A 19,961-nucleotide genomic window follows, 5' to 3' on the forward strand; every position below is an offset into this window, starting at 1 on the left:
TTCTCGTGGCTCTGACGATGTGTTAGAGACCATCTGTGACGAATAGGACTAGCAGGAGGAAAACATGAAGAAAACTTTAGCAGAATTACTCAAGCACTCAGCAGATACAGGAACAGGTTCTGCATCTGGTCAAGAAACAGAAGCTCAAGAGCCAGCAACAGAGGTTGGCGATGACGGAGTAGAGACCTTTAAGGGACCGCAATCACAGTCGGAATTGGACAGTCTTATCAACAAGGCCGTGCATAAGTCCTTGGAGAATTACAAAAAAGGCGAACAAGACCGTATCGCCGAAGCTATCAAAAAGGAAAAAGACTATGCCAATTTATCGGCTGCTGAGCGGGAACGCAAGGAATTTGAAGACCAACAGGCTCAGTTTGCCAAGGAACGTGCAGCATTTGAACAGGAAAAATTAATTGTCCAGGTTACAAAAGACCTAGCGGAAAAAGGCTTGCCTGTTGAATTTGCCGAGCTATTAGCTGTTGGTGATGCAGAAACAGCTCTGGAAAAGGTTGGGGTGTTTGAGTCTGCTTTTAATAAAGCAGTCAATGCCAAAGTTAAGGAATCGTTGCGCCAGGATTCTCCACGAAGTGGCGGGACTGGTGCGTCTAGCACAACTAACTACGGTGCTTGTTTGGGGGCTACTGTCGCTCAAAACAGCGGGAAGTTAGTGGATTAATCAATACACAAGGAGGTTGTTATGAAAACAACAAAACTAGGCACAAGTGCTGAGATTTTGCACAATTTGCCGTATGAAGCTATCTCTGTGACAGTCGATAAGGCTACTACAGGAACTGTGACCGAAAACGGTCGAAAGATTTTGAAGGCTGGTACATTTTTGGCTGGTGATGGTGTGTCCATCTTTGCTGATCGCACTAAAAAAGTCAAGAAGTTGACTAATGATACATCTGCTGAATACGTTGACGGTATTTTACTGACAGATGTTGATGTGACCGATGGCGATGCATCAGCGGCGCTTGTTTATCGCGGGACTATCCGTGAGGATCGTTGCAATGGTGGCACTGTTGACGCTAACGTCAAAGCTAAGCTGCCACATATTCAATTTGTAAAGGGGGTCTAATACATGCCTTTAATTTATGATACTGTTACAGCTGCTAACCTGGCAGGCTACTACAATGCAGCTAAGCAAAATGTTGATACTACTTTTGGGGAAAGAGCTTTCCCGGTCACTAAACAACTAGGTCTAAAACTGGCTTTTGTAAAGGGCGCAGCAGGTAAGCCGGTAGTGCTTCGTGCGTCTGCTTTTGACACAAAAGTGACACTTCGTGACCGTATTTCGGTCACCTTAACCGAAGAAGAAATGCCGTTCTTTAAGGAGGCTATGCTTGTTAAGGAGGCTGACCGTCAGCAGTTGAATATCTTGCAACAAACCAACAACACAGCGTTGATTGACACTGTTGTGCAGACTATCTTTGATGACCAAGCGACGCTTGTTTCTGGTGCCAAGGCTCGTTTGGAAGCTATGCGGATGCAGGTCCTTGCGACTGGTAAAATCTCTGTGGTTTCTAACGGTCAAAGCCTAGACTATGACTACGGCGTGGAAGAATCCCATAAGGGTACTGTAAAGACCGCCTGGTCTGCTGCTAAGGCTACACCTCTTGCAGACATCGAAGGTGCAGTTAATGCCCTATCTCTCCTTGGAGGCAAAGCAGAGGTCCTCATCATGAATGGCAAGACCTTTGCTTTGGCCAAAAATGCAGCAAGCACAGTGACGCTGATCAAGCCGCTTGCTCCAACTGGTGCGTCTGTCACTAAGCGGGAGTTTACAGACTACCTCAAAGATGAGTACGGTCTGTCTATTCAAGTGGTAGATGACACCTACCGTGACGATGATGGAACCATCAAGAAATACTTCCCAGATGGTACTGTAACCTTTGCGCCTAATGCAGCGGTAGGTCGCACGGTGTTTGGTACAACGCCAGAAGAAAGCGATCTTATGTCTGGTGTGAACAATGCGGAAGTATCTATCGTTGAAACCGGTATCGCTATCACGACTACCAAGGAGACAGATCCTGTCAATGTGCAGACCAAGGTATCTATGATTGCCTTACCATCCTTTGAACAGCTAGACAATGTGTACATGCTAGACATTGAACCTTAATATCTAGGAGGTGTTATATGGCACCACTAAACAAGGAAAAGATTATTGATAATATTAAAATTGATTTAGAAATCACGGACAATTTGCAGGATAAATTGCTGGAAATGCTCCTTGATCGTGTGGTTAAGCATTTTAAAGCAGAATACGGCGTCACAGAGATTGATGACGCCTACTCTTTTATTTTTGAGGATTGCACTATCAAACGGTTTAACAGGCGGGGTTCTGAGGGAGCGAGGTCAGAAAGTGTAGAAGGGCATTCGGTGTCGTATTACGACAACAAGAATGAGTTTCTGCCTTATGATGACATGCTCCAGAAAGCTTTTGGCCGGTCTGGGCAGGCAAGCCCAGGAAGGGTGTTTATTTTATGAGATACGCAGACCGTGTTGTCTTAATCACAACTACAACGCAGAAGGAATTGCTGGGCGAGAAAATCGTTAAGAAAGAGTCTGAACCTATCCCTTGTTTCCGTGGTGGATTTTCCATAGATGAGCAGATGGGGATTTTTGGCAACTATAGTCATGACCGGTTTAAACTCTATCTCAAGGGGAAATATGATGGATTTGTTGAGGTTAAATACCAAGGCAAAATCCGTAAGATAAACGGTAAAATCCACTATCGGAATCAAACGGTAATCTACCTATGAGCATTAAGTTTAAGGTTAAAGGAGTTGATCGCTTGGTCCGTCAGATGGCTTATAAGAGCAAGCAAGCTCAATTAGCTACCGAAAAAGAACTAGAACGCTCTGGTTTGCGGATTGAACGTAGCGCTAAGGTTAATGCCCCTGTCGATACAGGAGCGTTGAGAAATACGATTTTTTCGGCAAAGGCTGGCAAGTTGACTTATAAGGTTACGGCACCTCAACATTATGCGATATACGTCGAGAAAGGGACGCGTAAGATGCGCGCTCAACCGTTTATGATGCCTGCAATTGATGCTGAACGTCCAAAATTGATCAATAATCTAAAGAAAATTTACGGAAGGTAGGTGAAGCATGACGCACTATTCGCCATCTACCCTATTTTTAAGTGACATTGCCAAGAGGTTGGAAGCGTTGGCTATTCCAATCTTTTTTAAATTACCTAGTGCTGACCAGATGGAACCTTTTGCTGTTATTGGGTCTAATAACTCTGACACCTCACAAACTGCCCAGACAGGGGTCTTGATTGAGGATATACGGGTAAACATTGACTTGTACCTTGAAGGAACTAGTCGAACAGAGGCTGAGGAAATGAAGTCAAAGGCTCTACGAGCACTAGGGAGGCGAAATGCTACAGCCAATATCATTCCAGATGACAGTATAGGACGTGAGGTTTATCATGTCGCTATTACAGTCTCTGACACAATTTTTTAAAAGGAGAATTAAATGGAAGTAACTGAACAAATTAAAGTAACGACCGCCAAGCCATTATCTGGTAAGAAGGTCTTTTACTTTATCCAATCTATCCATGCAAAAATCGGGAGCAACGCTATCCTGCCCGCATACCGAACTGACGCAAGTTTGACGCTAGGAGCAGAATATTCTGACGAGCAGACCCAACAAGGTCTTTTGTTAGACAAAACCAATACAGCTCACGAAATCGAATTGACGACTAAATTTGCACCTGCTGATCCGTCTGTATCTGTTATTGAAAAGGCCAATGATACAGGGGAGTCTGTAAAAATCTGGCGTGTGCTTGCAGATGAAAGCCTTAAGAAAAAAGGCTCAGGAGACCTCTCAACGAAAGATGTCTACCCTGCGAAATTTGGCTATGCTAAAATCGGGGATATCGAATACAGCGAAGGTGTGGAAGACGTTGTCGAAGCTAACTACACCGCTAGCATTGTCGGGAAGCTGCAAAATGGTGAATTCCCTCTCTCTGATGAGGAAATCGCTCTGCTCAACGATGTGTACGGATACCAAAATCCAGGCGAAACAACTGGTGACTACGACAATATTAAAAAGTCTGAAGACTAATTAGCAAGGGGTGGCGTGTGTCATCCCTTTTCTTTTTATGGAGGAATCATGGAATTTACAGTAAAAAACAAATCTGTCGAGATTAAATTCGACTACCGCTTAATGTTTGCGATTGACAAGAAATTGGCGACTACTAACGCTCAGACTGGTGAAAAGAACAACGACGGCGTGGCTAACCTATTTAGCAAAATCTTAAACAAAGATGACCAAGGCATTGTTGATTTGATTGTCTTGTCAACAGACAAAACCAGCGAAAACGAAGCAATCACTGCTATCGTAACATGGCTGGAAGACCATGGAGCGACTGACACAGATGAGCTTTTTAAAGGAATTCAAGATGAAATGGTGGAATCTGGTTTTTTCAAAGGGAAGATTTTGAAATATATCGCGAATATGGAAAAAGCCCTCAAGTACATGAAAGGTCAGAAAGACATCGACGAGGTGCAGGTCAAAGCGGTAGAAGAAACTATTGGCGAGATGAAAAACGCAGTATCTTAACAGAGTGTGCAAGGCTAGGTCTAACAGACTTAGAGCTTATTTACTCGCTGAATAAGTGGGAGCTAGACGCCATCCTTGAAGGTCTGCATTACAGACAGGTTGAGGAACGCGAAAACTTGTCTGCATTGGCCTTGGAATTGCGCTATACGCTTAATGCGAAGAAGGTCAGCGCAAGCAAGCTTAGTAAGAAAAAAGAACGCGACAAGGTCCGTAATCTGTTTAATGGTAATCATTCGACCGGTCAACGGGGAAGCGATAATCTAGCGGAAAAACTTAAAAAATTAAATGACTATTTCATGAATCGATAAAAAGAAAGGAGGGCAAAATGGCGCAATTTGATGGGTCTATCTTTGCGTATGTCGGCGCGGATATCAAAGACTATCAGCAGGCTATGGATCAAATCCAAGCTAGTACCCAGAAGGCTTTTCAGAGGGCACAGGATGCAGCTGTCAATAGTTCAAACGGGTTGGTCAAAATGGTTGGTCAGATTATGGCGCAGTTAGCAAGCAATGGCCAATCTCTGGGGCAACGTCTCGGGAATGCTTTTTCAACAGGATTGAACTTGTCGCTCGGTCAAATCCAGCGGATTGCGGCATCCATTGGCGAAAAAATTCCCCAACCCATAAAAAATGGATTTGCACGAGCCATGACAGCTGTTCAGACAACGGTTTCAACTGTCGGTAGTAAGATTAATGCAAGTATAGCAAAAACTTTTAATTTTGATATCAGTAAGGCTATCAGCAAACCAAGCGCCGCTATTTCTCAACTGCATCATGCAGTTAATAAATTTGCAGATGGAACGATAAGTAAACTAACCGCGGTAGGTAGCGCTTTTCTTAACTCTGCAAATAATATGCAGAGTCATTCTGGCGTTTTTCGAGCGATTGGAAGCAGTGCTATTTCAACTGCAGCCAAGGTTGGTTTTTTAAGATCAGAATTAGTTTCGACATTGTCAAAAACCGCTTTGAGTCTTGGAAAATCATCTTGGAATGATGTTTTTTCTGGAATCGTTTCGAGTGCTACCCAGTCTTTAAGTATCCTAAAATCAAAATTTGATAGTACAGCCGATAAAATCAGTAACTCATTTGGTGGCAAACTCGTCTCCAGTGTGGCCAATCTATCGACTAAGATGGCTAGCACGCTCGGGAATGGCTTTTCTAACCTATCAGCTAAAGCAACAAGCGCAATCAACGGGATTAGCGGTAGTGTGCAGACTCTTGGTAATAACATTACGAAAGCGACACTGACGGTGACTGCGTTAGGCGCGGCGTTTGCTGCATTTCACGGGTTTAAGAGCGCTATTGTCGGGTCTGTCCAAAAGGCGGCGGACTTTGAGAGCAAAATGAGCAACATTAAGGCTCTGACAGGTGCCACGGCCGAGGAAATGGCTAAGTATAATCAGGTTGCACTAAAAGCTGGTGCGGACACGGCCTTTTCAGCCAGCGAGGCAGCAGATGGTATCGCTGAGTTGCTCAAGGCCGGTGTCGACACGACTGCTATCTTAAACGGTGGCTTAACAGGTGCGTTGAACTTGGCAACTGCTGGCGAACTAAGTTTAGCCGAGTCTGCGGAGATTGCTTCGACAGCTCTTAACGCATTTAAGGCGGATAATCTCTCTGTGACAGATGCTGCCAACCAATTGGCAGGTGCAGCTAATGCTTCAGCGACAGATGTCCATGAGCTAAAATACGGCTTATCTGCTGTTTCTGCGGTTGCGGCAGGGGTCGGGTTATCTTTTAACGATACAACCAATGCTTTAGCTGTGTTTGCACAAAACGGACTTAAAGGGTCGGACGCAGGTACATCACTTAAAACGATGTTGATGCGTTTGCAACCTCAAACGAAAGCCCAACGGAACGCCATGATGGACCTGGGGATTGTCACTGAAGACGGCGCCAATAAGTTCTTTACAGCAGAGGGTAAGGTCAAGTCGTTTGCAGAAATCTCACAAGTTTTGCAAGATAGTTTGAAAGACTTGACACCAGCCCAACAACAGATGGCCTTGCAGACAATGTTTGGCTCAGATGCAGTCCGTGCAGCAACTATCGCAATGAAGGAAGGTGCTGAGGGTGCTAACGCCATGCAGGCCGCTATCAGCAAAGTGTCAGCGGCGGACGTAGCTAAAGAAAAACTGAACAACCTGAAAGGTGCTGTCGAGTATCTGAGCGGTTCGTTTGAAACCCTACAAATAAAGGTAGGTACTGCAGTCTTACCGCTTCTAACAGATTTGGTCCAATGGTTGGATAAACTTGTAGATAAGTTTAGTAATTCCGCAGGATTACAGAAGTTTCTAGACGCTTTAACGGATATCGAACCCGCTTTAGATCGTGTCTTAAATGGCTCCAAGCTGACTAGTCAGGAGCTTGATAAAGCAAAGGCGGCGTTTGGAACATTGACACCAGCTATCGCTAGCTTCGTTGGTGCTTTTACAATTGGTCCTATCCTCTCCGGATTAGGTGGTTTAGGAGTTGCTTTAGGTGGTCTAGGCGCAAAAATAGGTCTTTTTGGTAGCATTGCAGGAACCGCTTTTAGCAATGTCGGCGGTTTAATCGGCGTTCTTGCCGCCAAAATGACTGGATTATCGGGTGTTTTTGGCAATGCTGCGAGTCGAGGTCTTTCTGTCCTCGGAACAATGACTAGTGCGATGACCAGCATAGCTGGATTGGCTCTAGCCTCTATCGGGCCTGCGGCTATCTTAGGTTTGGTTGTTGCCGGGTTAGGAATTATCAATAGTCAGTTTGGTGGTCAAATTGACCAACTTTTAACCATGGTAACGACTAAAGGGCCACAGATTATCCAAAACCTTGTTAGTGGGATTACCAGTCGGATTCCTGCGTTAATTGCAAGCGGTACGGAGCTGATTGCAAAACTGGCCAATACTTTTGCGGTGATGTTTCCTGTCATCGTTCAAGCTGGGGTAGATTTAATCTCTAGCCTGGTGCAGGGCGTAGGAGCGAACGCTGATAGCCTAATCGCTTCGGCAGTTACGATAATCGGTGCCTTTGTCAGCTCAATTGTAGGGGCTTTGCCTCAGTTGCTATCGCTTGGGATGGATTTGCTTGCTAATATCGCAAGCGGCATTGTATCTAACATCCCGCTGATTGCTGAGCAGGCACAAGCTATTGTTACTAATTTTATGTCCAGTATGTCGGCCAATATGCCGAACATTATTGCTAAGGGTATTGAGATTATCCAAGCCCTAGTAGCTGGGGCTATCCAGATGTTGCCTACAATTTTACAAATTGGCACGCAGGTTATCACTGGATTTATCAGCGGGTTGGTGTCCTATCTACCGCAAATTCTGACAGCGGGCGTGAGCCTCATCATCCAGCTGGTCCAAGGGATTATTCAGAATCTACCAACGATTATCCAATCTGGGATGCAGATTATCCAATCTCTAATCAGTGGCATTGTACAATCTCTTCCACAAATCATTGCCGCTGGCATCCAATTAATTATCCAGTTGGCGATGGCTTTAATCCAAGGCTTACCGACCATTATCCAGGCTGGGTTTGATCTTATCATGGGTCTTGGTAAGGCAATGGTAGAGGCAATTCCTAACGCCCTTTCAGGTGTTTGGGAAGGTATCAAGTCAGGATTTACAGGTGTTTGGGACTGGGTTACTGGTAAAAACTCCGAAGGCGCAGCCAATACTAGCGCTAAAATTACCGAGACAGCTACAACTGTGGAGACGACAACCGCTAACATGGCGACTAATGTCTCTACAAACATGCAAGTACTGGCTGATGGCGTTAACCTCAATTTGGCAAATGCCAACCTTTACGCCACAACTCAGTCGGCTGCTATGGCTACAGGTGTTGCTGGTTACACAAATCAGATGGCGTCAAGCGCTACAAATGATGCCTCTGCTTTAGCAACAGGCGTCAATAATCATTTGTTGACAGCTAGCACCAATGCAACCGCAAACGCACAAGCGATGGCGGACGGCGTCAACGCCGCTTCGTCTACAATGAACCTAGATGCGGTTAGCCAAGCGCTTAGTCTATCAGCGGGCGTCTCTGCCAATATGCTGCAGGCACAAACTAATGCTACGAGCGCTGCACAAACAGCAAATTCTCAGGTCGCTGCGAATTTCAACCAGATGCAGACTAGCGCAAACAGTGCAGCTAGCGGTCTTGCAACTAATGTTACAGCGGAGCTCAACAGCGCATCGTCGTCCGCAAATTCTGCGTCTGCTAAGATTGCCTCTGACATCACTAGCAATTTTGACAAGGCCAAGTCTTCAGCAACCAGTGCCATGAATAGCTTGTCATCTGCTGTAACTAGCGGGATGGCTAAGATTACCTCGGCGATCCAGTCTGGCGGAAATAAGATGAACTCGGTGTTTGCAAACACCTTTAATCAAATCCGAAACGTCACACAATCAGGGATGACAGGTGTAACCTCAGCTATCAGCAACGGCATGAACCAGTCCTTGTCTGTCACAACTAGCACAGGACACAACATGGTAGCCATCATGAATGGTACTGTAGGAGCAATGGCATCGGCTGGCTATAATGCTGGTATTGGCTTTGGTAACGGTCTTGCTGGTACGGCAGGGTATATCTACTCAGTCGCCAACAGTATCGCAGCCAACGTCTCTGCGACGATTCGTAGGGCTTTGGACATCCACTCGCCGTCAAGGGAAACTAAAGAGCTCGGTAGTTTTACCGGAGAAGGTTTCGCTATCGGTATGGCCGGATGGCTGGGAGAAATCCAAGGTCTTGGTAAAGAGTATGCCCTAGCCGTTACAGACCAGAAATGGGGCGTTGAGAGCTCTATGGCTTTATCTGGTCAAGTATCTAACTCAGGTATCGCATCCAGCATCGAGAGCTTGTCTGATGAAGTAAAAAACACTTCTCTGACCGAGCCAGTCTTTGAAATTCATAATGAGTTTGTTGGCGATAGAATCTATACCCACGTCAAAGAGAAGGAAGCCCGTGAAGAGGCTAAGAATGATTATTTTAACTATTAGAAAGGCAGGTAAGTTATGGATCTGTTAATCACTAAAGGAAATACGTCTGTCAAGCTATCAGACTATGGCCTTTATAATATTACTGTCGCCGATGGCTCGCCTGCCATCTCTATAGATAAGCGGTCAGTCAGTGGTCGAAACGGGAATATTTACGGCGGGGCAGTCTTTACAGCAAAGACAATTAAGATATCTGGACGCTTTAGCGCAGATAACCCTCGAGCAGTCATGGAAAAGCAGGATGAATTAAACGGTTTGTTATTAGATGACGAGCCGTTTTTTATCACCAAAATGTTCCCTAACAAGGCTGGATTTTATGATTTTCAAGTTCCTGGTCAAACGACTGGGGATTTGGACGTTATAAGGCAGCCACATACTGCTTGGAAGTACCGCTATAAAGTGGTCACAAGTAGTGAGATTGATTTTCGGTTTATAGGGAATTCTGGCCAAGGGCTGAAATACGATATCTCTATGACATTTACAACAACGGATTTACCATTTGGTATGACAATTCCAAAGACGTTGACGCTTAATGGCGGGGCTTTTGATTACGCAGGGACTGCTAAGCTTAGCCAGCTGGAGTGGCCCTTTGTGGTCGAAATGACTGCTGACGAGAATCAGTCTGGATTTTATTTGGAAATATCGGGCAAGCGATTTGAGTATAGTCAGGTCGGGAATATCAATCCTGGTGATGTCTTTAGGTTGACAGGAATTGAGACAACCAAAAACCAAATCAATGTGAATGCCAAGACGAATTACGGGTATTTTGTGATTGCCCCGAATCCACAAAAAAGAATCACATACAAAACAAATTTTAACGGTACTATCAAATTGTTGAATTTTGTAGAACTTTACAAGTAAAGGAGGAGGCGTATTGATTACATTTTTGGATGAAAACGATGTTGAGTATGGTGCGCTGACGACCTTGAAAACAACCAATGCAGTCAATGGCGAGCGGTCCATCTCGGGTGAGATTATCTCTGGTGACTATGTCCTTAGTCACATCGAGAGAGGTTGGCGGTTGCGCTTTGAAGATGAATACTATGTCATCACTTACGCTAAACCGATTGATGGAGGGCGTCAAACCAGTGTTTCTTTTGATGCGGTTCATCAATTTTTTTGGGATTTTGACAAATCGTCTGTCCACAGTCAGTTAAAAGATGGATCGCATACCTTTGACGCTTATCTAGAGTTTATCTTCAAGGACAGTGGATACCGCTACACAGTAGACTCGCTGTTGAAAATTTCGGCTTTTTCTAAACAATCGTTTGGCTATAAAAAACGTTTGACTCTCTTTAATGACATCATCAAGTCAACGGGTGTTGAATTTGCTGTCTCAGGCAAGGTTGTTAGGATTCTGGCAAAGGCAGGGACGGACTTATCCACGGTGGTTCGAAAAAACTTTAATCTAAATGAGCTGGGTATTGAAAAAAATATAGGAGACTTTGTGACCTATCAAAAGGGATTTGGTGCCTGGAACGATAGCGAAGATCACTCTAAAGGGCGCTTAGAAGTTGAGTACGAGAGTCCCTTGGCTTCCGTCTACGGACGTTTGGAAGCAGAGCCGTTTGTAGACGAGCGTTACACCATAAGCGAAAACATGCTGTCTGTCCTTAAGGAAAATGTCGATAACTCCTACACAATCAGCGTCAAGATTGATATGGAAGACCTAACAAAGGCGGGCTATGACTATACCCAACCAAGAGCGGGTGATTACATCATGGCCATCAACGAAACATTGGGTTTCCAGGAGAAAATCCGCATAGTCTCCTACGTTAGCGAGTACGATGTCAAAGGGGCTTTGGTCAAGCACGAAGTCACTTGCAACGACATTGGCTCTGTCAAAAAACAATCGGCCGGTTATAGTGTAGCTAAGAAGCAAATGCAGTCTACTGCCGACAATGTAAATAAGGCTTTAGAGGTTGCCAATCGGGCAATGGTATCAGCAGAAGGGAAAAACACAGTCTACTTCGGGGTCGAATTTCCTAAAGATGAACCCAAAGGTACGTTAAAAAAAGGCGATTCGCTTTATCTCCGGGTCGGTGAAGAAACCAAAATGTATTTTTGGAATGGTGCTGAGTGGGAGGAGCCTCCAGTTGTTAACGACGTTGAAAAGTTTAAGCACGACATCGCAGAAGAATTTGAAACGGTCAACACCACCATACAGGCCAACGAAGCTGAGCGAGCAAAGCAAGCCAGAGAATTTTTAGCTCAGGCAGGGGCAAGTACAGACCTTGCCAACACCGCTAAGCGGATTGCCGAGGAAGCAAAAGCTGGGTATGCGGAGGCTGTGTCCAAAGCTCAGCAACTTAAGTCCGACCTTGAGGGTCAGTTGGCAACGACTAAGTCCACGGTTGCCCGTCAGGCTCAACAATTGGCTGATCAGGCTCGGACTCAGACTGAGTTACAAACTCTAGTCTCTGAAACAAAGAAAACGGCTGACGGTGCTAAAACCACCCTAACCGAGCTGACTAAGACAGTCAATGCAACGACTGGTAGTCTTGACGGCGTGACCAAGCGGGTCGCAAGTGTTGAGACCAGTCTGTCTGGTGTCCGAGAGCAATACCAGTCGGTACAGACTACGCTGGATAGTCAAAACCAAGCAGTCCGTAGTGTGACCAGCAAGACCGCAGACCTTGAAAGAGGTCTGGACGGAGTCAGAGAGCGGTTTGATAATATCAAAATCGGAACAGCAAATTTAGTCAAGAACTCCAAAATCAATAAGAGTTCCGATGCTTACGGTTTTGACACTCGTACAGTCAATCTTGTTGCTGGCAAGACTTATTGGTTTGGAGCGAGAGCTAAAAAGACAGGAGGCACAACAGACAAAAAGGTCTTGGTCGCACTCTATTATCCGGACTGGTCAGATACTAAAGGTTTATATTTTGAGACAACAGATTACGAGATAAAATTTGACAAATTTATCCCTAAAAAAACAGGTGAATATCAAATACGCTCTTACTGGTATCCCAAAGGCGGTGACCGCTCAGGTACAGCCGATGTCGATTGGTACATGGTCACTGAGTCCGATTTAGCGCCAACCGATTATCAACCTGCCGAAGAAGACTTGCGCCACGAATTTGCCGAGTACAAGCGAACAGCAACCGAAAACAGCGCTGAGCTAGGGCGACGTGTCCAAGGACTAGACGGCGGCCTGTCTGAGACAAAGACCCTTGCTCAACAAACAGCGGACGGTATCCGCCAACTAGCGACCAAAACCGAAGTCAATGCGGTCACGGGTCGTCTATCAACAGCTGAGAGTTCAATTCGCCAGCAGGCCGACCAAATCGCTCAGCGGTTGACCAGTACGCAGGTGGAGTCAGCTATCACGGCCAAAGGTTATCAGACTAAGGCCCAGGTTGATGCCAATGTCACAGGCCGTGGCTACATCACCAACGACACTCTAGCTGGCTATGTGCAGTCGTCGGTATTTGACAACTACAAACGAGAGACAGCGCAGTCTATCGAGCGTCAGCTGACGGAGACAAGGGGGATGATACCGACCAGGGTTGATTACCGCAACTGGATCTTAGAGAGTGATGATAAAATCACTCAGACCTCTGCCGAGGGAGCCCCAGGGTCAAAGATGAAGCGGTTTAGGTTTGCGGAAGGATTTTGGAAAGAACTCAACCTGAGGCGTGAACTGGTACTGTCTGTCCACGTTAAAGGACGCATGACACCCAACACTGCCACTAATGCAAGCAAAAACAACCGTATCGGGATTGAGTTACCCGGTATCACAGGTTGGGGTTACATCGGAGTTTGGGATAGACGAGTAGGGACCAGTATCGATGAGCGTGTTGAGATTAAAGCTAAACTCCCAGATGGCCTCGATGTCTCTGGTCTAACTCATGATATCGGCATGTACATCCAGTGTACTGGCGATGTCGTGGTGTCTAGGCCTAAAGCGACTATTGGTAACGTCTCATCGGACTGGTCTCCTGCAAACGAAGACATGGTAACAGGCGTCGACTTTAACAGAGTCCGAGAGACCGCCCAGCTCTACGAGCGCACGATTGGGACGACCAGAGAAGGCATAGCAGATACAATTTCACGCATGGCGATGACCTCTGAAATCTTTCAAGTTGAAGTCGGCAAAAGCTTGGCGAAGAGCGACAACCTGGTCTATGATCCGACTAACTACTCACGCCACAAACCTAGGTCTAACAGTAATGCGTCAGATTATTACATGACTGGTACCAACACCTACAAGCTTTTGGTGATCAAGCAGACAGGACATACCACCGCTCAATGGCGAGGATTCCAGGTCCCGTTGAGGACAGCGACCTTTACTAAAGGGGAGAAGCTCAGCTATCGTGTCAATCTCTGGGTAGATGTATTGCCTGATGATGAAATTAGATTTGAGATACGAAACAGCGGGACCCCTCTAGGAGGGTTTAGTATCGCCGCAACAAAAACAGGCGCCAGTCAGATCTTTACAGGCACCTTTACCGTCCTTTCGGATAGCATCGTGACCGACGACTACGGTCTGCACGTTTGGCTCCGTAAAAATGGACAGGTTGCCATCGGACAAATCTCTATCGTCCGCGGAGAGACTCCGCCTGAGAATTTTGTGGATAACACGTCGGCGCAGGAGATAGCTAACAGCAGTCGTCTAACGCTGATGGAAAATAGCTTTGCGTTAAAGACGCTCAACAGCAACGGGGATGTGATTACTGCTGTTAACGGCGGTCCAGAGGGATTGCATCTACAAGGGCGATTAATTCATCTTAACGGGCGATCCATTATTGATGAGGGAATCATCAAGTCAGCTATGATCGAAACGCTTCACGGCGGTAAGATTGTGGCAGGGACGATTACTGGTATACACATCCAGTCTAAGTCTGTTACTGGTGATAAAATCCTTTTCAACGAGGCCTTTTTCGACAACATGACTGCTAACACGGTTGTGTCTGGCACAACGACTACGAAAAAGCTGTTTTCGACGATTGTACAATCCGTTGAGATTAGTGCTGACAAGATAAACGGTGGTAAGTTGACGGCTCTTAACAGGGCGATGGAGATTGATCTTAATACAGGCGCCATTAACTTTTTGACAGACAGCCCAGCTATCCGACGTTCTGTTTCGGGTCTCCCTAATCAATTTGTAAAATTTTCGACAAGACGTGAAGCAAACGACAACACGTTTAAAAAGTTAAATAACAATCCAACTGGCAGCTATATGGCTAGCGTTACCTCTATAGGGACCAATCGGTCTAACAGTGAGTCAGTGACGGATGGTGCATTTACTGGTATCAACATTTATGCGTCTGGTAGCGCAACAGGAACAGAGGTTGTTGACCGCATTGGCATACACTCAGATATCACTATCATTTCTCACTCCTTTTTGGAAGGGCAGAAGGGCTGGATATTCGAAAACACGAATCCACAGTCAAACGATTATGTCATGAGGCCAATGTCACCGGCCGGTAGCTTGCACAAATCTGCGGTGGGGCTGGAAGGATATCCAGTCAATCGAATGTACATAGAAGAGATTTATATGCGAACTAAGTACGGTGGTTACCATCGATTAACTGCGTTGTTGACCCAACTAGGCATCAAGGCCGGTCTAGGATGGCAAAGCGATTTTTAAAAATAGGAGACACAACATGAAACTCACACTCAAAAACAACCAACTCACAACACTCTCAACCATCTTAGAGAGGGTTCAGCCCAAAAACATGAAGGCTAATCGCGGTAGGGCGAAGCTAATCGCTAAGGTACAAGAAAAGTTTACGGAATACTATCAGGACGAATCAGACATCCTAAAGGAATACTGTGAGGCTGATGAACACGGTCAGATCGTATCTGATGGTGCTGGCGGTCTTAAGTTAAAGGACCCAGACAAACTGGCTGAGGTTAGACAACTTCAGTCTGAGCTATCAGAGGAGGAGATTACGCTAGAGGCTGGCGAGTATGCTAGTCGCTACAAAGCCTTTTTCGACTGGTTGGCGGAAGCAGAGGATGATTTTTCTGCAACTGAGGTTATCTTAATTGATGACCTCCTGGAACAATATGAAGGAGGAACAGATGGCCTTTAAAAAACTATACAATCACGCTAAGCTTGACGAGTTTGGCTCGGTTGTTGGCGCTAGTGCAGCGATCTTTGACCAAGAAACAGGGGAAAACCTTGTCGCTCAATTGGTTGGGGATTACCGCCAAGTAGCAGATACTGAGCTGGTCCAAGCGGTTTTGGACAACTTTTTTAAGCGTACTTACGCCGACCGAGCGATGTCCGAAGCCGTGCAGACGGTGGATGAATTGAAGCAAAAAACAAAGGAATTTGACAAGCAGATTTCTGATGCCAAAACTGAAATCGAAATGCTAAAAAATGAAATCGTAGCAGAGATTAGAGGCGAGACGGAAAAGAACCGCGAAATGGTCAGAGTAGTGACGATGACAGTCAATGAACTTTTAGCACAATTAGATGTCGATGAGGAGGCCGAAGATGAAACTGAGCCGACTAATGAAACAACTGAAGAATAATATCAAAGGAGTAGAAGGAATGATGATTAATTTTTTTGCGATGCAAGTTGAACAAGGATGGATTACATTGGAGCAAGTGCCACGCAAGTACCGCACTAAAGTCAAAGAGCTTTTAGAGTTGGCAAATGCAGGCTTAGATAAACAGGAGTAGGAGGAGCGTATGTCGCCATTTTTGCAATTGTTGAAAGATGTCGCAAGTGTTGTGACAGCGGGAACGGTCATCGGTGCGGCGTGCTTGTGGTTTTACAAAAAAATGGTTATTGAACCAGATAACCGCATGGCAAAACGGTTGCAGGACGAAAATAACAAACTTTTAACAGACACCGTCAGCCCTCTGACGCAGGCGATTGAAAATCTTAACCGCAATCTGGAACTAACCACTAAGGAACAGTACGAACTCCGAGAAAATGTCAAAGAACACGAAAACCGCTTGGACACTCACGAAGTCCGTATCACCGTTTTAGAAACGAAAGGAAAATAGAATGAACATCAACTGGAAAGTACGTTTTAATCACAAAAACAAGGTCTTTGTGTCCAGATTTGTCTTAGCTGTTATTGTGCCAGTCTTGGCTTATCTGGGCCTCAAATTTGAGGACTTGACCAGCTGGGGTGCTGTTGGTCGAGTGCTGGTAGATTTTATCAGCAACCCCTATCTTATTGGCTTAGCTGTCGTCAATGCATTAAATGTCCTGCCTGACCCTACCACAGCAGGCCTATCAGACTCAGAGCGAGCATTGACTTATACGGAGCCAAAATGAAGAAGATAATCTTAATGATAATGTTATTGCCCCTTGGAGCCGTTGCGCTCCTTGTGGGGCCATTTGTAGAGGTATTTTTGGAAAGGAAAAGAAGATGACAACAGTAAATGAAGCATTGAACAACATTAGAGCCCTGGTTGGCTCTGGTCGACCTGTGGGAAATGGTGAGTGTTACGGCCTCGCTAGCTACTACGAGGCCATGATTACACCTGGTTCTGTTGTGGGACTAGGTGCGGGTATTGGTTGGGTTAGTGGTGCGATAGGTGACACAATCGCAGCACACAACATTGGCACTTCATACAACTGGGGGGCTAATGGTTGGAGCGTATCTACTAGTGGACCATTTAAAGCAGGACAAATTGTCACATTGCGAGGCGGAGTTTATGGTCACGTAGTCATCATTGAGGCAGTCAATGGAGACCAGCTTGTAGTAATCGAGCAAAACTGCGATGGCAAACGTTATCCAGTGCGCAACTATTACAGTGCTTCAACGTATGCCCTCAATGTTGCCCATTACATTACTCCACCGGGTGTAGTGTCAAATACTACAACACCAGCAGCAAGCGGAGCTAAACAATACACAGAGCATGGCACAATGACTGTCGTTGTGGATGCTTTAAATGTTCGGCGTGCACCAAACACAAGTGGCCAGATTGTGGCTGTTTACAAAAAGGGCCAAGTTGTCAAGTATGACAAAGTTATCGTGGATGATAACGGCTACGCTTGGATCTCCTACATCGGAGGATCTGGCAAACGTAATTATATTGCTACAGGGGCAACCCGTAACGGCGAACGTTACGGTCAAGCCTGGGGCACATTTAAATAAAAATAAAAATAGAAAGATACAATTTTTGATACACAACCAAACCGCTCAGAGAAAATCTGGGCGGTTTTTTGTGTTAGAGGTCAAGCTGTTTTTGGACAGCATCAAAATCACCCTGGCTTATAATTGGTAAGTGATAGCCTTGGTATACTTTACCTCGCCAACGGATTTTGCCGATATAGATTGGATTAGTTAAAATCAGTTTGATAGTGCTAAAATACCATGTACGACCTAGTATTTTTTTAACAGTCATTTGTTTGGCTATCATTTTGGGAGTCAGACCCCTGAGTGCCAAACCGAAAATATGCTTAACCCATTTAGCATCGGCATTGACCTGGTACTGACCATCTATGTAGTCGTAACCAAATGGGATAAAACCAGGGGACCATGCCATTGGTTTGCCTTGCATAGCACGACCAAGCTTACCAAGAGCCATCCGCTCTTTTATCCTGTCAAGCTCAAGCTGGGCATTTATTGCTAAGATACCCATGACGGCTTTTCCAAGAGAGGTTGTAGTATCAAAGTGCTCGGTAAGGCTAACAAAACTGATATTGTTAGGTAAAAATATATCCTCTACAATAACAAAGGTGTCCCTAGTACTACGTGCAAGCCTATCCAATCTGTGCACGATGACCACATCAAAAAGTTTGGTTTTGGCATCGGACAGTAAAGCTTGTAATTGAGGTCTATCAAATTTTGCCCCTGTGACCTGGTCGCTATATATTTGATAAACCTCATAGTTATTTGACTTGCAGTATTTTAGAGCTAGCAATTCTTGGGTATCCAAAGAGTAACCATTGGCTTGCTCAAGAGTGCTGACCCTGAGGTAGATGGCTGCTTTCATTCACATTACCCCTTTGTCATCGGTATGTGGGCTGCAGCCTTGTTACGACAATGGCTTTCAAAGGATTCATTTTCCCAGCCAAATTTCTGTCCTAGTTTAATCCTGCGATATTCAACCGACAGGGAAACGAGGGTGTTTTTAGCAAAGGATTTAAGGACACTTTTGGTAAAACATAGTCGGTAACCATCATTTTTTAGTGTCTCAAACAATACATCTAGCGTATTATTTACTGCCATGATTGACTCATCTTCAGTAGATTCAACTCCTGTCAGCAACGCATCAATAAAGGTGTAGCAAGATTGATTACGGATTGCAAAGTAGGCAAAGTTTTGGATAGTTACATTTTTCATGGTATTTACCTCGTTATTATTATCTGAGGTACGCAAAAAGCGTACTCGGGTTGACTAAATCCAAGTACGCTGATATAATCATAGGGTACTTGTTATTTAGCAAGTGCGGTGACCTTGTGACCAGTCGGATTGGCGTTTGAGTGGTTACAAGGTTTTTATTTTAACTAAATTTTGAGGATTTAGTTTCGTTAATTAAGTTTTCCAACTCTTCTAAGTCGTCCAGTGTTGCATTTAGCCTGATAAAGCTTTTTGCAGTGGATTTTTTTTTGAGATAGTTGTTTCTTTCTGGGTTTGCCTGTTGCCATCGCTTAGTGGCTTCGTTTTGAGCCTTTGAATATGCCATTGTTACTCCTTTCTACTTTTAATCCAAAGATAGACGATCAATACAAAAACAAATGTAGCAAAGTATTTCATATCCTCTGATTTTATGATATACTCAAAGTAGAGGTTGGGGGATTTCTCCCCCTCTCTACCAGAATCTTACTTGAAGCGCCGTGGGTGGTTTTTCTTGTTAGATTCTTTTTTTGTCGGCTTGATTGCTGTTATGACCGCTGCGACACCTACCAGAAATGTTCCAGCGCTCGTTAGCAAATCTGCCAGTTCTGAGTATTTCATTTTTTCCTCCTGTTTTTATTTGTAAGGTTTTGGTCTCCCTATCAACCTTACAATACAATTATATATTATCCGATAATATAAGTCAAGTGTTTTTTCAACATTTTAAAAAAATTTATTGAAGTACAGAATGATAACGAGGTTTGCGTGCTATGGACGCAGATAAACGCAGTAGGTTACAGTAGCATTCGGCAGAATATCAGGTTAGGAATTTAGTTGGAAAATAAGCCCTTAAAACGGAAATTTTGAAAAATGTCCATTTTAAAGGCAAGTTTTACGAATATATAGTCAGGAGGTATAAAAAATGCTTATTATTAAACGTATCAGACTAGACAAGACTACCTTTACCTGGCAAGGTGCCGAGCAGTGGGTGACCGTGTATGTCAAATATCGAGGTCGATTTTATCGTACCAAGCATCTGATTATCTCAGATGACTACTTAACGCCTTTTGGTTTTTGGCTTGAGATGCATAGCAGGTATTTCGATATTCTGAAACACATGAGGAGTGTTTATAAATAGGAAGAAATTTAGTATCTTTAATTGA

General features: G+C 44.8%; 23 protein-coding genes. 19 read left to right on the forward strand and 4 right to left on the reverse strand.

The window, feature by feature from the left end:
- Positions 1–64: 64 nt before the first annotated feature.
- The 19 genes from ABID29_RS09000 to ABID29_RS09090 all read left to right on the forward strand — a co-directional run bounded on the left by ABID29_RS09000 (position 65) and on the right by ABID29_RS09090 (position 17,613).
- Complete coding sequence (locus ABID29_RS09000; RefSeq protein WP_354365820.1) at positions 65–676, forward strand: DUF4355 domain-containing protein; 612 nt, start codon at positions 65–67, stop codon at positions 674–676.
- Positions 677–697: 21 nt separating this feature from the next.
- Positions 698–1,078, forward strand: a complete 381-nt coding sequence (locus tag ABID29_RS09005) for a hypothetical protein (protein WP_354365821.1) — start codon at positions 698–700, stop codon at positions 1,076–1,078.
- Between the two features lie 3 nt (positions 1,079–1,081).
- The gene (locus tag ABID29_RS09010) at positions 1,082–2,119 is read left to right on the forward strand and encodes a major capsid protein (RefSeq protein ID WP_354365822.1); all 1,038 of its coding nucleotides are present in this window, start codon (positions 1,082–1,084) and stop codon (positions 2,117–2,119) included.
- A gap of 17 nt (positions 2,120–2,136) precedes the next feature.
- Positions 2,137–2,487, forward strand: a complete 351-nt coding sequence (locus tag ABID29_RS09015; RefSeq protein ID WP_354365823.1) for a phage head-tail connector protein — start codon at positions 2,137–2,139, stop codon at positions 2,485–2,487.
- Positions 2,484–2,762: a hypothetical protein gene (locus ABID29_RS09020; protein ID WP_354365824.1), complete on the forward strand. Its 279-nt coding sequence runs from the start codon at positions 2,484–2,486 to the stop codon at positions 2,760–2,762. The genes ABID29_RS09015 and ABID29_RS09020 overlap by 4 nt, the downstream gene beginning before the upstream one ends.
- Positions 2,759–3,103: an HK97-gp10 family putative phage morphogenesis protein gene (locus tag ABID29_RS09025; RefSeq protein ID WP_354365825.1), complete on the forward strand. Its 345-nt coding sequence runs from the start codon at positions 2,759–2,761 to the stop codon at positions 3,101–3,103. The genes ABID29_RS09020 and ABID29_RS09025 overlap by 4 nt, the downstream gene beginning before the upstream one ends.
- A 7-nt stretch (positions 3,104–3,110) precedes the next feature.
- Entirely contained in the window at positions 3,111–3,470 is a 360-nt protein-coding gene (locus ABID29_RS09030) for a hypothetical protein (protein ID WP_354365826.1), read from the forward strand.
- Positions 3,471–3,482: 12 nt separating this feature from the next.
- Complete coding sequence (locus tag ABID29_RS09035) at positions 3,483–4,073, forward strand: phage major tail protein, TP901-1 family (RefSeq protein WP_354365827.1); 591 nt, start codon at positions 3,483–3,485, stop codon at positions 4,071–4,073.
- Between the two features lie 48 nt (positions 4,074–4,121).
- The gene (locus tag ABID29_RS09040; protein WP_354365828.1) at positions 4,122–4,571 is read left to right on the forward strand and encodes a tail assembly chaperone; all 450 of its coding nucleotides are present in this window, start codon (positions 4,122–4,124) and stop codon (positions 4,569–4,571) included.
- Between the two features lie 71 nt (positions 4,572–4,642).
- Positions 4,643–4,879 carry a hypothetical protein gene (locus ABID29_RS09045; RefSeq protein WP_435533163.1) on the forward strand — a complete coding sequence of 79 codons (237 nt, stop codon included), beginning with the start codon at positions 4,643–4,645 and terminating at the stop codon, positions 4,877–4,879.
- Positions 4,880–4,896: 17 nt separating this feature from the next.
- A complete protein-coding gene (locus ABID29_RS09050; RefSeq protein WP_354365830.1) occupies positions 4,897–9,546 on the forward strand; it encodes a phage tail tape measure protein in 4,650 nt (1,549 codons plus the stop codon).
- Between the two features lie 15 nt (positions 9,547–9,561).
- Positions 9,562–10,404, forward strand: a complete 843-nt coding sequence (locus ABID29_RS09055; protein ID WP_354365831.1) for a phage tail domain-containing protein — start codon at positions 9,562–9,564, stop codon at positions 10,402–10,404.
- A 13-nt stretch (positions 10,405–10,417) separates the two neighbouring features.
- The gene (locus ABID29_RS09060; RefSeq protein WP_354365832.1) at positions 10,418–15,136 is read left to right on the forward strand and encodes a phage tail protein; all 4,719 of its coding nucleotides are present in this window, start codon (positions 10,418–10,420) and stop codon (positions 15,134–15,136) included.
- Positions 15,137–15,152: 16 nt separating this feature from the next.
- Positions 15,153–15,584, forward strand: a complete 432-nt coding sequence (locus ABID29_RS09065; protein WP_354365833.1) for a DUF1617 family protein — start codon at positions 15,153–15,155, stop codon at positions 15,582–15,584.
- Positions 15,574–16,029 (forward strand): hypothetical protein, encoded by a 456-nt coding sequence (locus ABID29_RS09070; RefSeq protein ID WP_354365834.1) that lies wholly within the window; start codon positions 15,574–15,576, stop codon positions 16,027–16,029. The genes ABID29_RS09065 and ABID29_RS09070 overlap by 11 nt, the downstream gene beginning before the upstream one ends.
- Positions 16,030–16,048: 19 nt before the next feature.
- A complete protein-coding gene (locus ABID29_RS09075) occupies positions 16,049–16,180 on the forward strand; it encodes a hypothetical protein (RefSeq protein WP_354365835.1) in 132 nt (43 codons plus the stop codon).
- Positions 16,181–16,189: 9 nt separating this feature from the next.
- Entirely contained in the window at positions 16,190–16,510 is a 321-nt protein-coding gene (locus tag ABID29_RS09080; protein ID WP_354365836.1) for a hypothetical protein, read from the forward strand.
- Position 16,511: 1 nt separating this feature from the next.
- Positions 16,512–16,787 carry a phage holin gene (locus ABID29_RS09085; protein ID WP_354365837.1) on the forward strand — a complete coding sequence of 92 codons (276 nt, stop codon included), beginning with the start codon at positions 16,512–16,514 and terminating at the stop codon, positions 16,785–16,787.
- 94 nt (positions 16,788–16,881) lie between these two features.
- Positions 16,882–17,613 (forward strand): PlySs2 family phage lysin, encoded by a 732-nt coding sequence (locus ABID29_RS09090; RefSeq protein ID WP_354365838.1) that lies wholly within the window; start codon positions 16,882–16,884, stop codon positions 17,611–17,613.
- A 73-nt stretch (positions 17,614–17,686) separates the two neighbouring features.
- Here the strand turns inward: ABID29_RS09090 and ABID29_RS09095 are convergent, their stop codons facing one another.
- The 4 genes from ABID29_RS09095 to ABID29_RS09110 form a co-directional block, all read right to left on the reverse strand.
- Entirely contained in the window at positions 17,687–18,454 is a 768-nt protein-coding gene (locus tag ABID29_RS09095; protein ID WP_354365839.1) for a recombinase family protein, read from the reverse strand.
- A 5-nt stretch (positions 18,455–18,459) separates the two neighbouring features.
- Positions 18,460–18,804, reverse strand: coding sequence for a hypothetical protein (locus tag ABID29_RS09100; protein WP_354365840.1), 345 nt, complete (start codon positions 18,802–18,804; stop codon positions 18,460–18,462).
- Between the two features lie 160 nt (positions 18,805–18,964).
- Positions 18,965–19,147, reverse strand: a complete 183-nt coding sequence (locus tag ABID29_RS09105) for a hypothetical protein (RefSeq protein WP_354365841.1) — start codon at positions 19,145–19,147, stop codon at positions 18,965–18,967.
- A 137-nt stretch (positions 19,148–19,284) separates the two neighbouring features.
- Positions 19,285–19,419 carry a hypothetical protein gene (locus ABID29_RS09110; protein WP_354365842.1) on the reverse strand — a complete coding sequence of 45 codons (135 nt, stop codon included), beginning with the start codon at positions 19,417–19,419 and terminating at the stop codon, positions 19,285–19,287.
- Between the last annotated feature and the right edge of the window lie 542 nt (positions 19,420–19,961).

Origin of the sequence: Streptococcus rupicaprae (assembly GCF_040545225.1) — a bacterium.
GTDB classification, from domain to species: Bacteria; Bacillota; Bacilli; order Lactobacillales; family Streptococcaceae; genus Streptococcus; species Streptococcus rupicaprae.

Bases quoted from the DNA above. Each gene is read 5' to 3' on its own strand.
- ABID29_RS09000 (WP_354365820.1), top strand. From the start codon at position 65: ATGAAGAAAACTTTAGCAGAATTACTCAAGCACTCAGCAGATACAGGA.
- ABID29_RS09005 (WP_354365821.1), top strand. From the start codon at position 698: ATGAAAACAACAAAACTAGGCACAAGTGCTGAGATTTTGCACAATTTG.
- ABID29_RS09010 (WP_354365822.1), top strand. From the start codon at position 1,082: ATGCCTTTAATTTATGATACTGTTACAGCTGCTAACCTGGCAGGCTAC.
- ABID29_RS09015 (WP_354365823.1), top strand. From the start codon at position 2,137: ATGGCACCACTAAACAAGGAAAAGATTATTGATAATATTAAAATTGAT.
- ABID29_RS09020 (WP_354365824.1), top strand. From the start codon at position 2,484: ATGAGATACGCAGACCGTGTTGTCTTAATCACAACTACAACGCAGAAG.
- ABID29_RS09025 (WP_354365825.1), top strand. From the start codon at position 2,759: ATGAGCATTAAGTTTAAGGTTAAAGGAGTTGATCGCTTGGTCCGTCAG.
- ABID29_RS09030 (WP_354365826.1), top strand. From the start codon at position 3,111: ATGACGCACTATTCGCCATCTACCCTATTTTTAAGTGACATTGCCAAG.
- ABID29_RS09035 (WP_354365827.1), top strand. From the start codon at position 3,483: ATGGAAGTAACTGAACAAATTAAAGTAACGACCGCCAAGCCATTATCT.
- ABID29_RS09040 (WP_354365828.1), top strand. From the start codon at position 4,122: ATGGAATTTACAGTAAAAAACAAATCTGTCGAGATTAAATTCGACTAC.
- ABID29_RS09050 (WP_354365830.1), top strand. From the start codon at position 4,897: ATGGCGCAATTTGATGGGTCTATCTTTGCGTATGTCGGCGCGGATATC.
- ABID29_RS09055 (WP_354365831.1), top strand. From the start codon at position 9,562: ATGGATCTGTTAATCACTAAAGGAAATACGTCTGTCAAGCTATCAGAC.
- ABID29_RS09065 (WP_354365833.1), top strand. From the start codon at position 15,153: ATGAAACTCACACTCAAAAACAACCAACTCACAACACTCTCAACCATC.
- ABID29_RS09070 (WP_354365834.1), top strand. From the start codon at position 15,574: ATGGCCTTTAAAAAACTATACAATCACGCTAAGCTTGACGAGTTTGGC.
- ABID29_RS09075 (WP_354365835.1), top strand. From the start codon at position 16,049: ATGATGATTAATTTTTTTGCGATGCAAGTTGAACAAGGATGGATTACA.
- ABID29_RS09080 (WP_354365836.1), top strand. From the start codon at position 16,190: ATGTCGCCATTTTTGCAATTGTTGAAAGATGTCGCAAGTGTTGTGACA.
- ABID29_RS09085 (WP_354365837.1), top strand. From the start codon at position 16,512: ATGAACATCAACTGGAAAGTACGTTTTAATCACAAAAACAAGGTCTTT.
- ABID29_RS09090 (WP_354365838.1), top strand. From the start codon at position 16,882: ATGACAACAGTAAATGAAGCATTGAACAACATTAGAGCCCTGGTTGGC.
- ABID29_RS09095 (WP_354365839.1), bottom strand. From the start codon at position 18,454: ATGAAAGCAGCCATCTACCTCAGGGTCAGCACTCTTGAGCAAGCCAAT.
- ABID29_RS09100 (WP_354365840.1), bottom strand. From the start codon at position 18,804: ATGAAAAATGTAACTATCCAAAACTTTGCCTACTTTGCAATCCGTAAT.
- ABID29_RS09105 (WP_354365841.1), bottom strand. From the start codon at position 19,147: ATGGCATATTCAAAGGCTCAAAACGAAGCCACTAAGCGATGGCAACAG.
- ABID29_RS09110 (WP_354365842.1), bottom strand. From the start codon at position 19,419: ATGAAATACTCAGAACTGGCAGATTTGCTAACGAGCGCTGGAACATTT.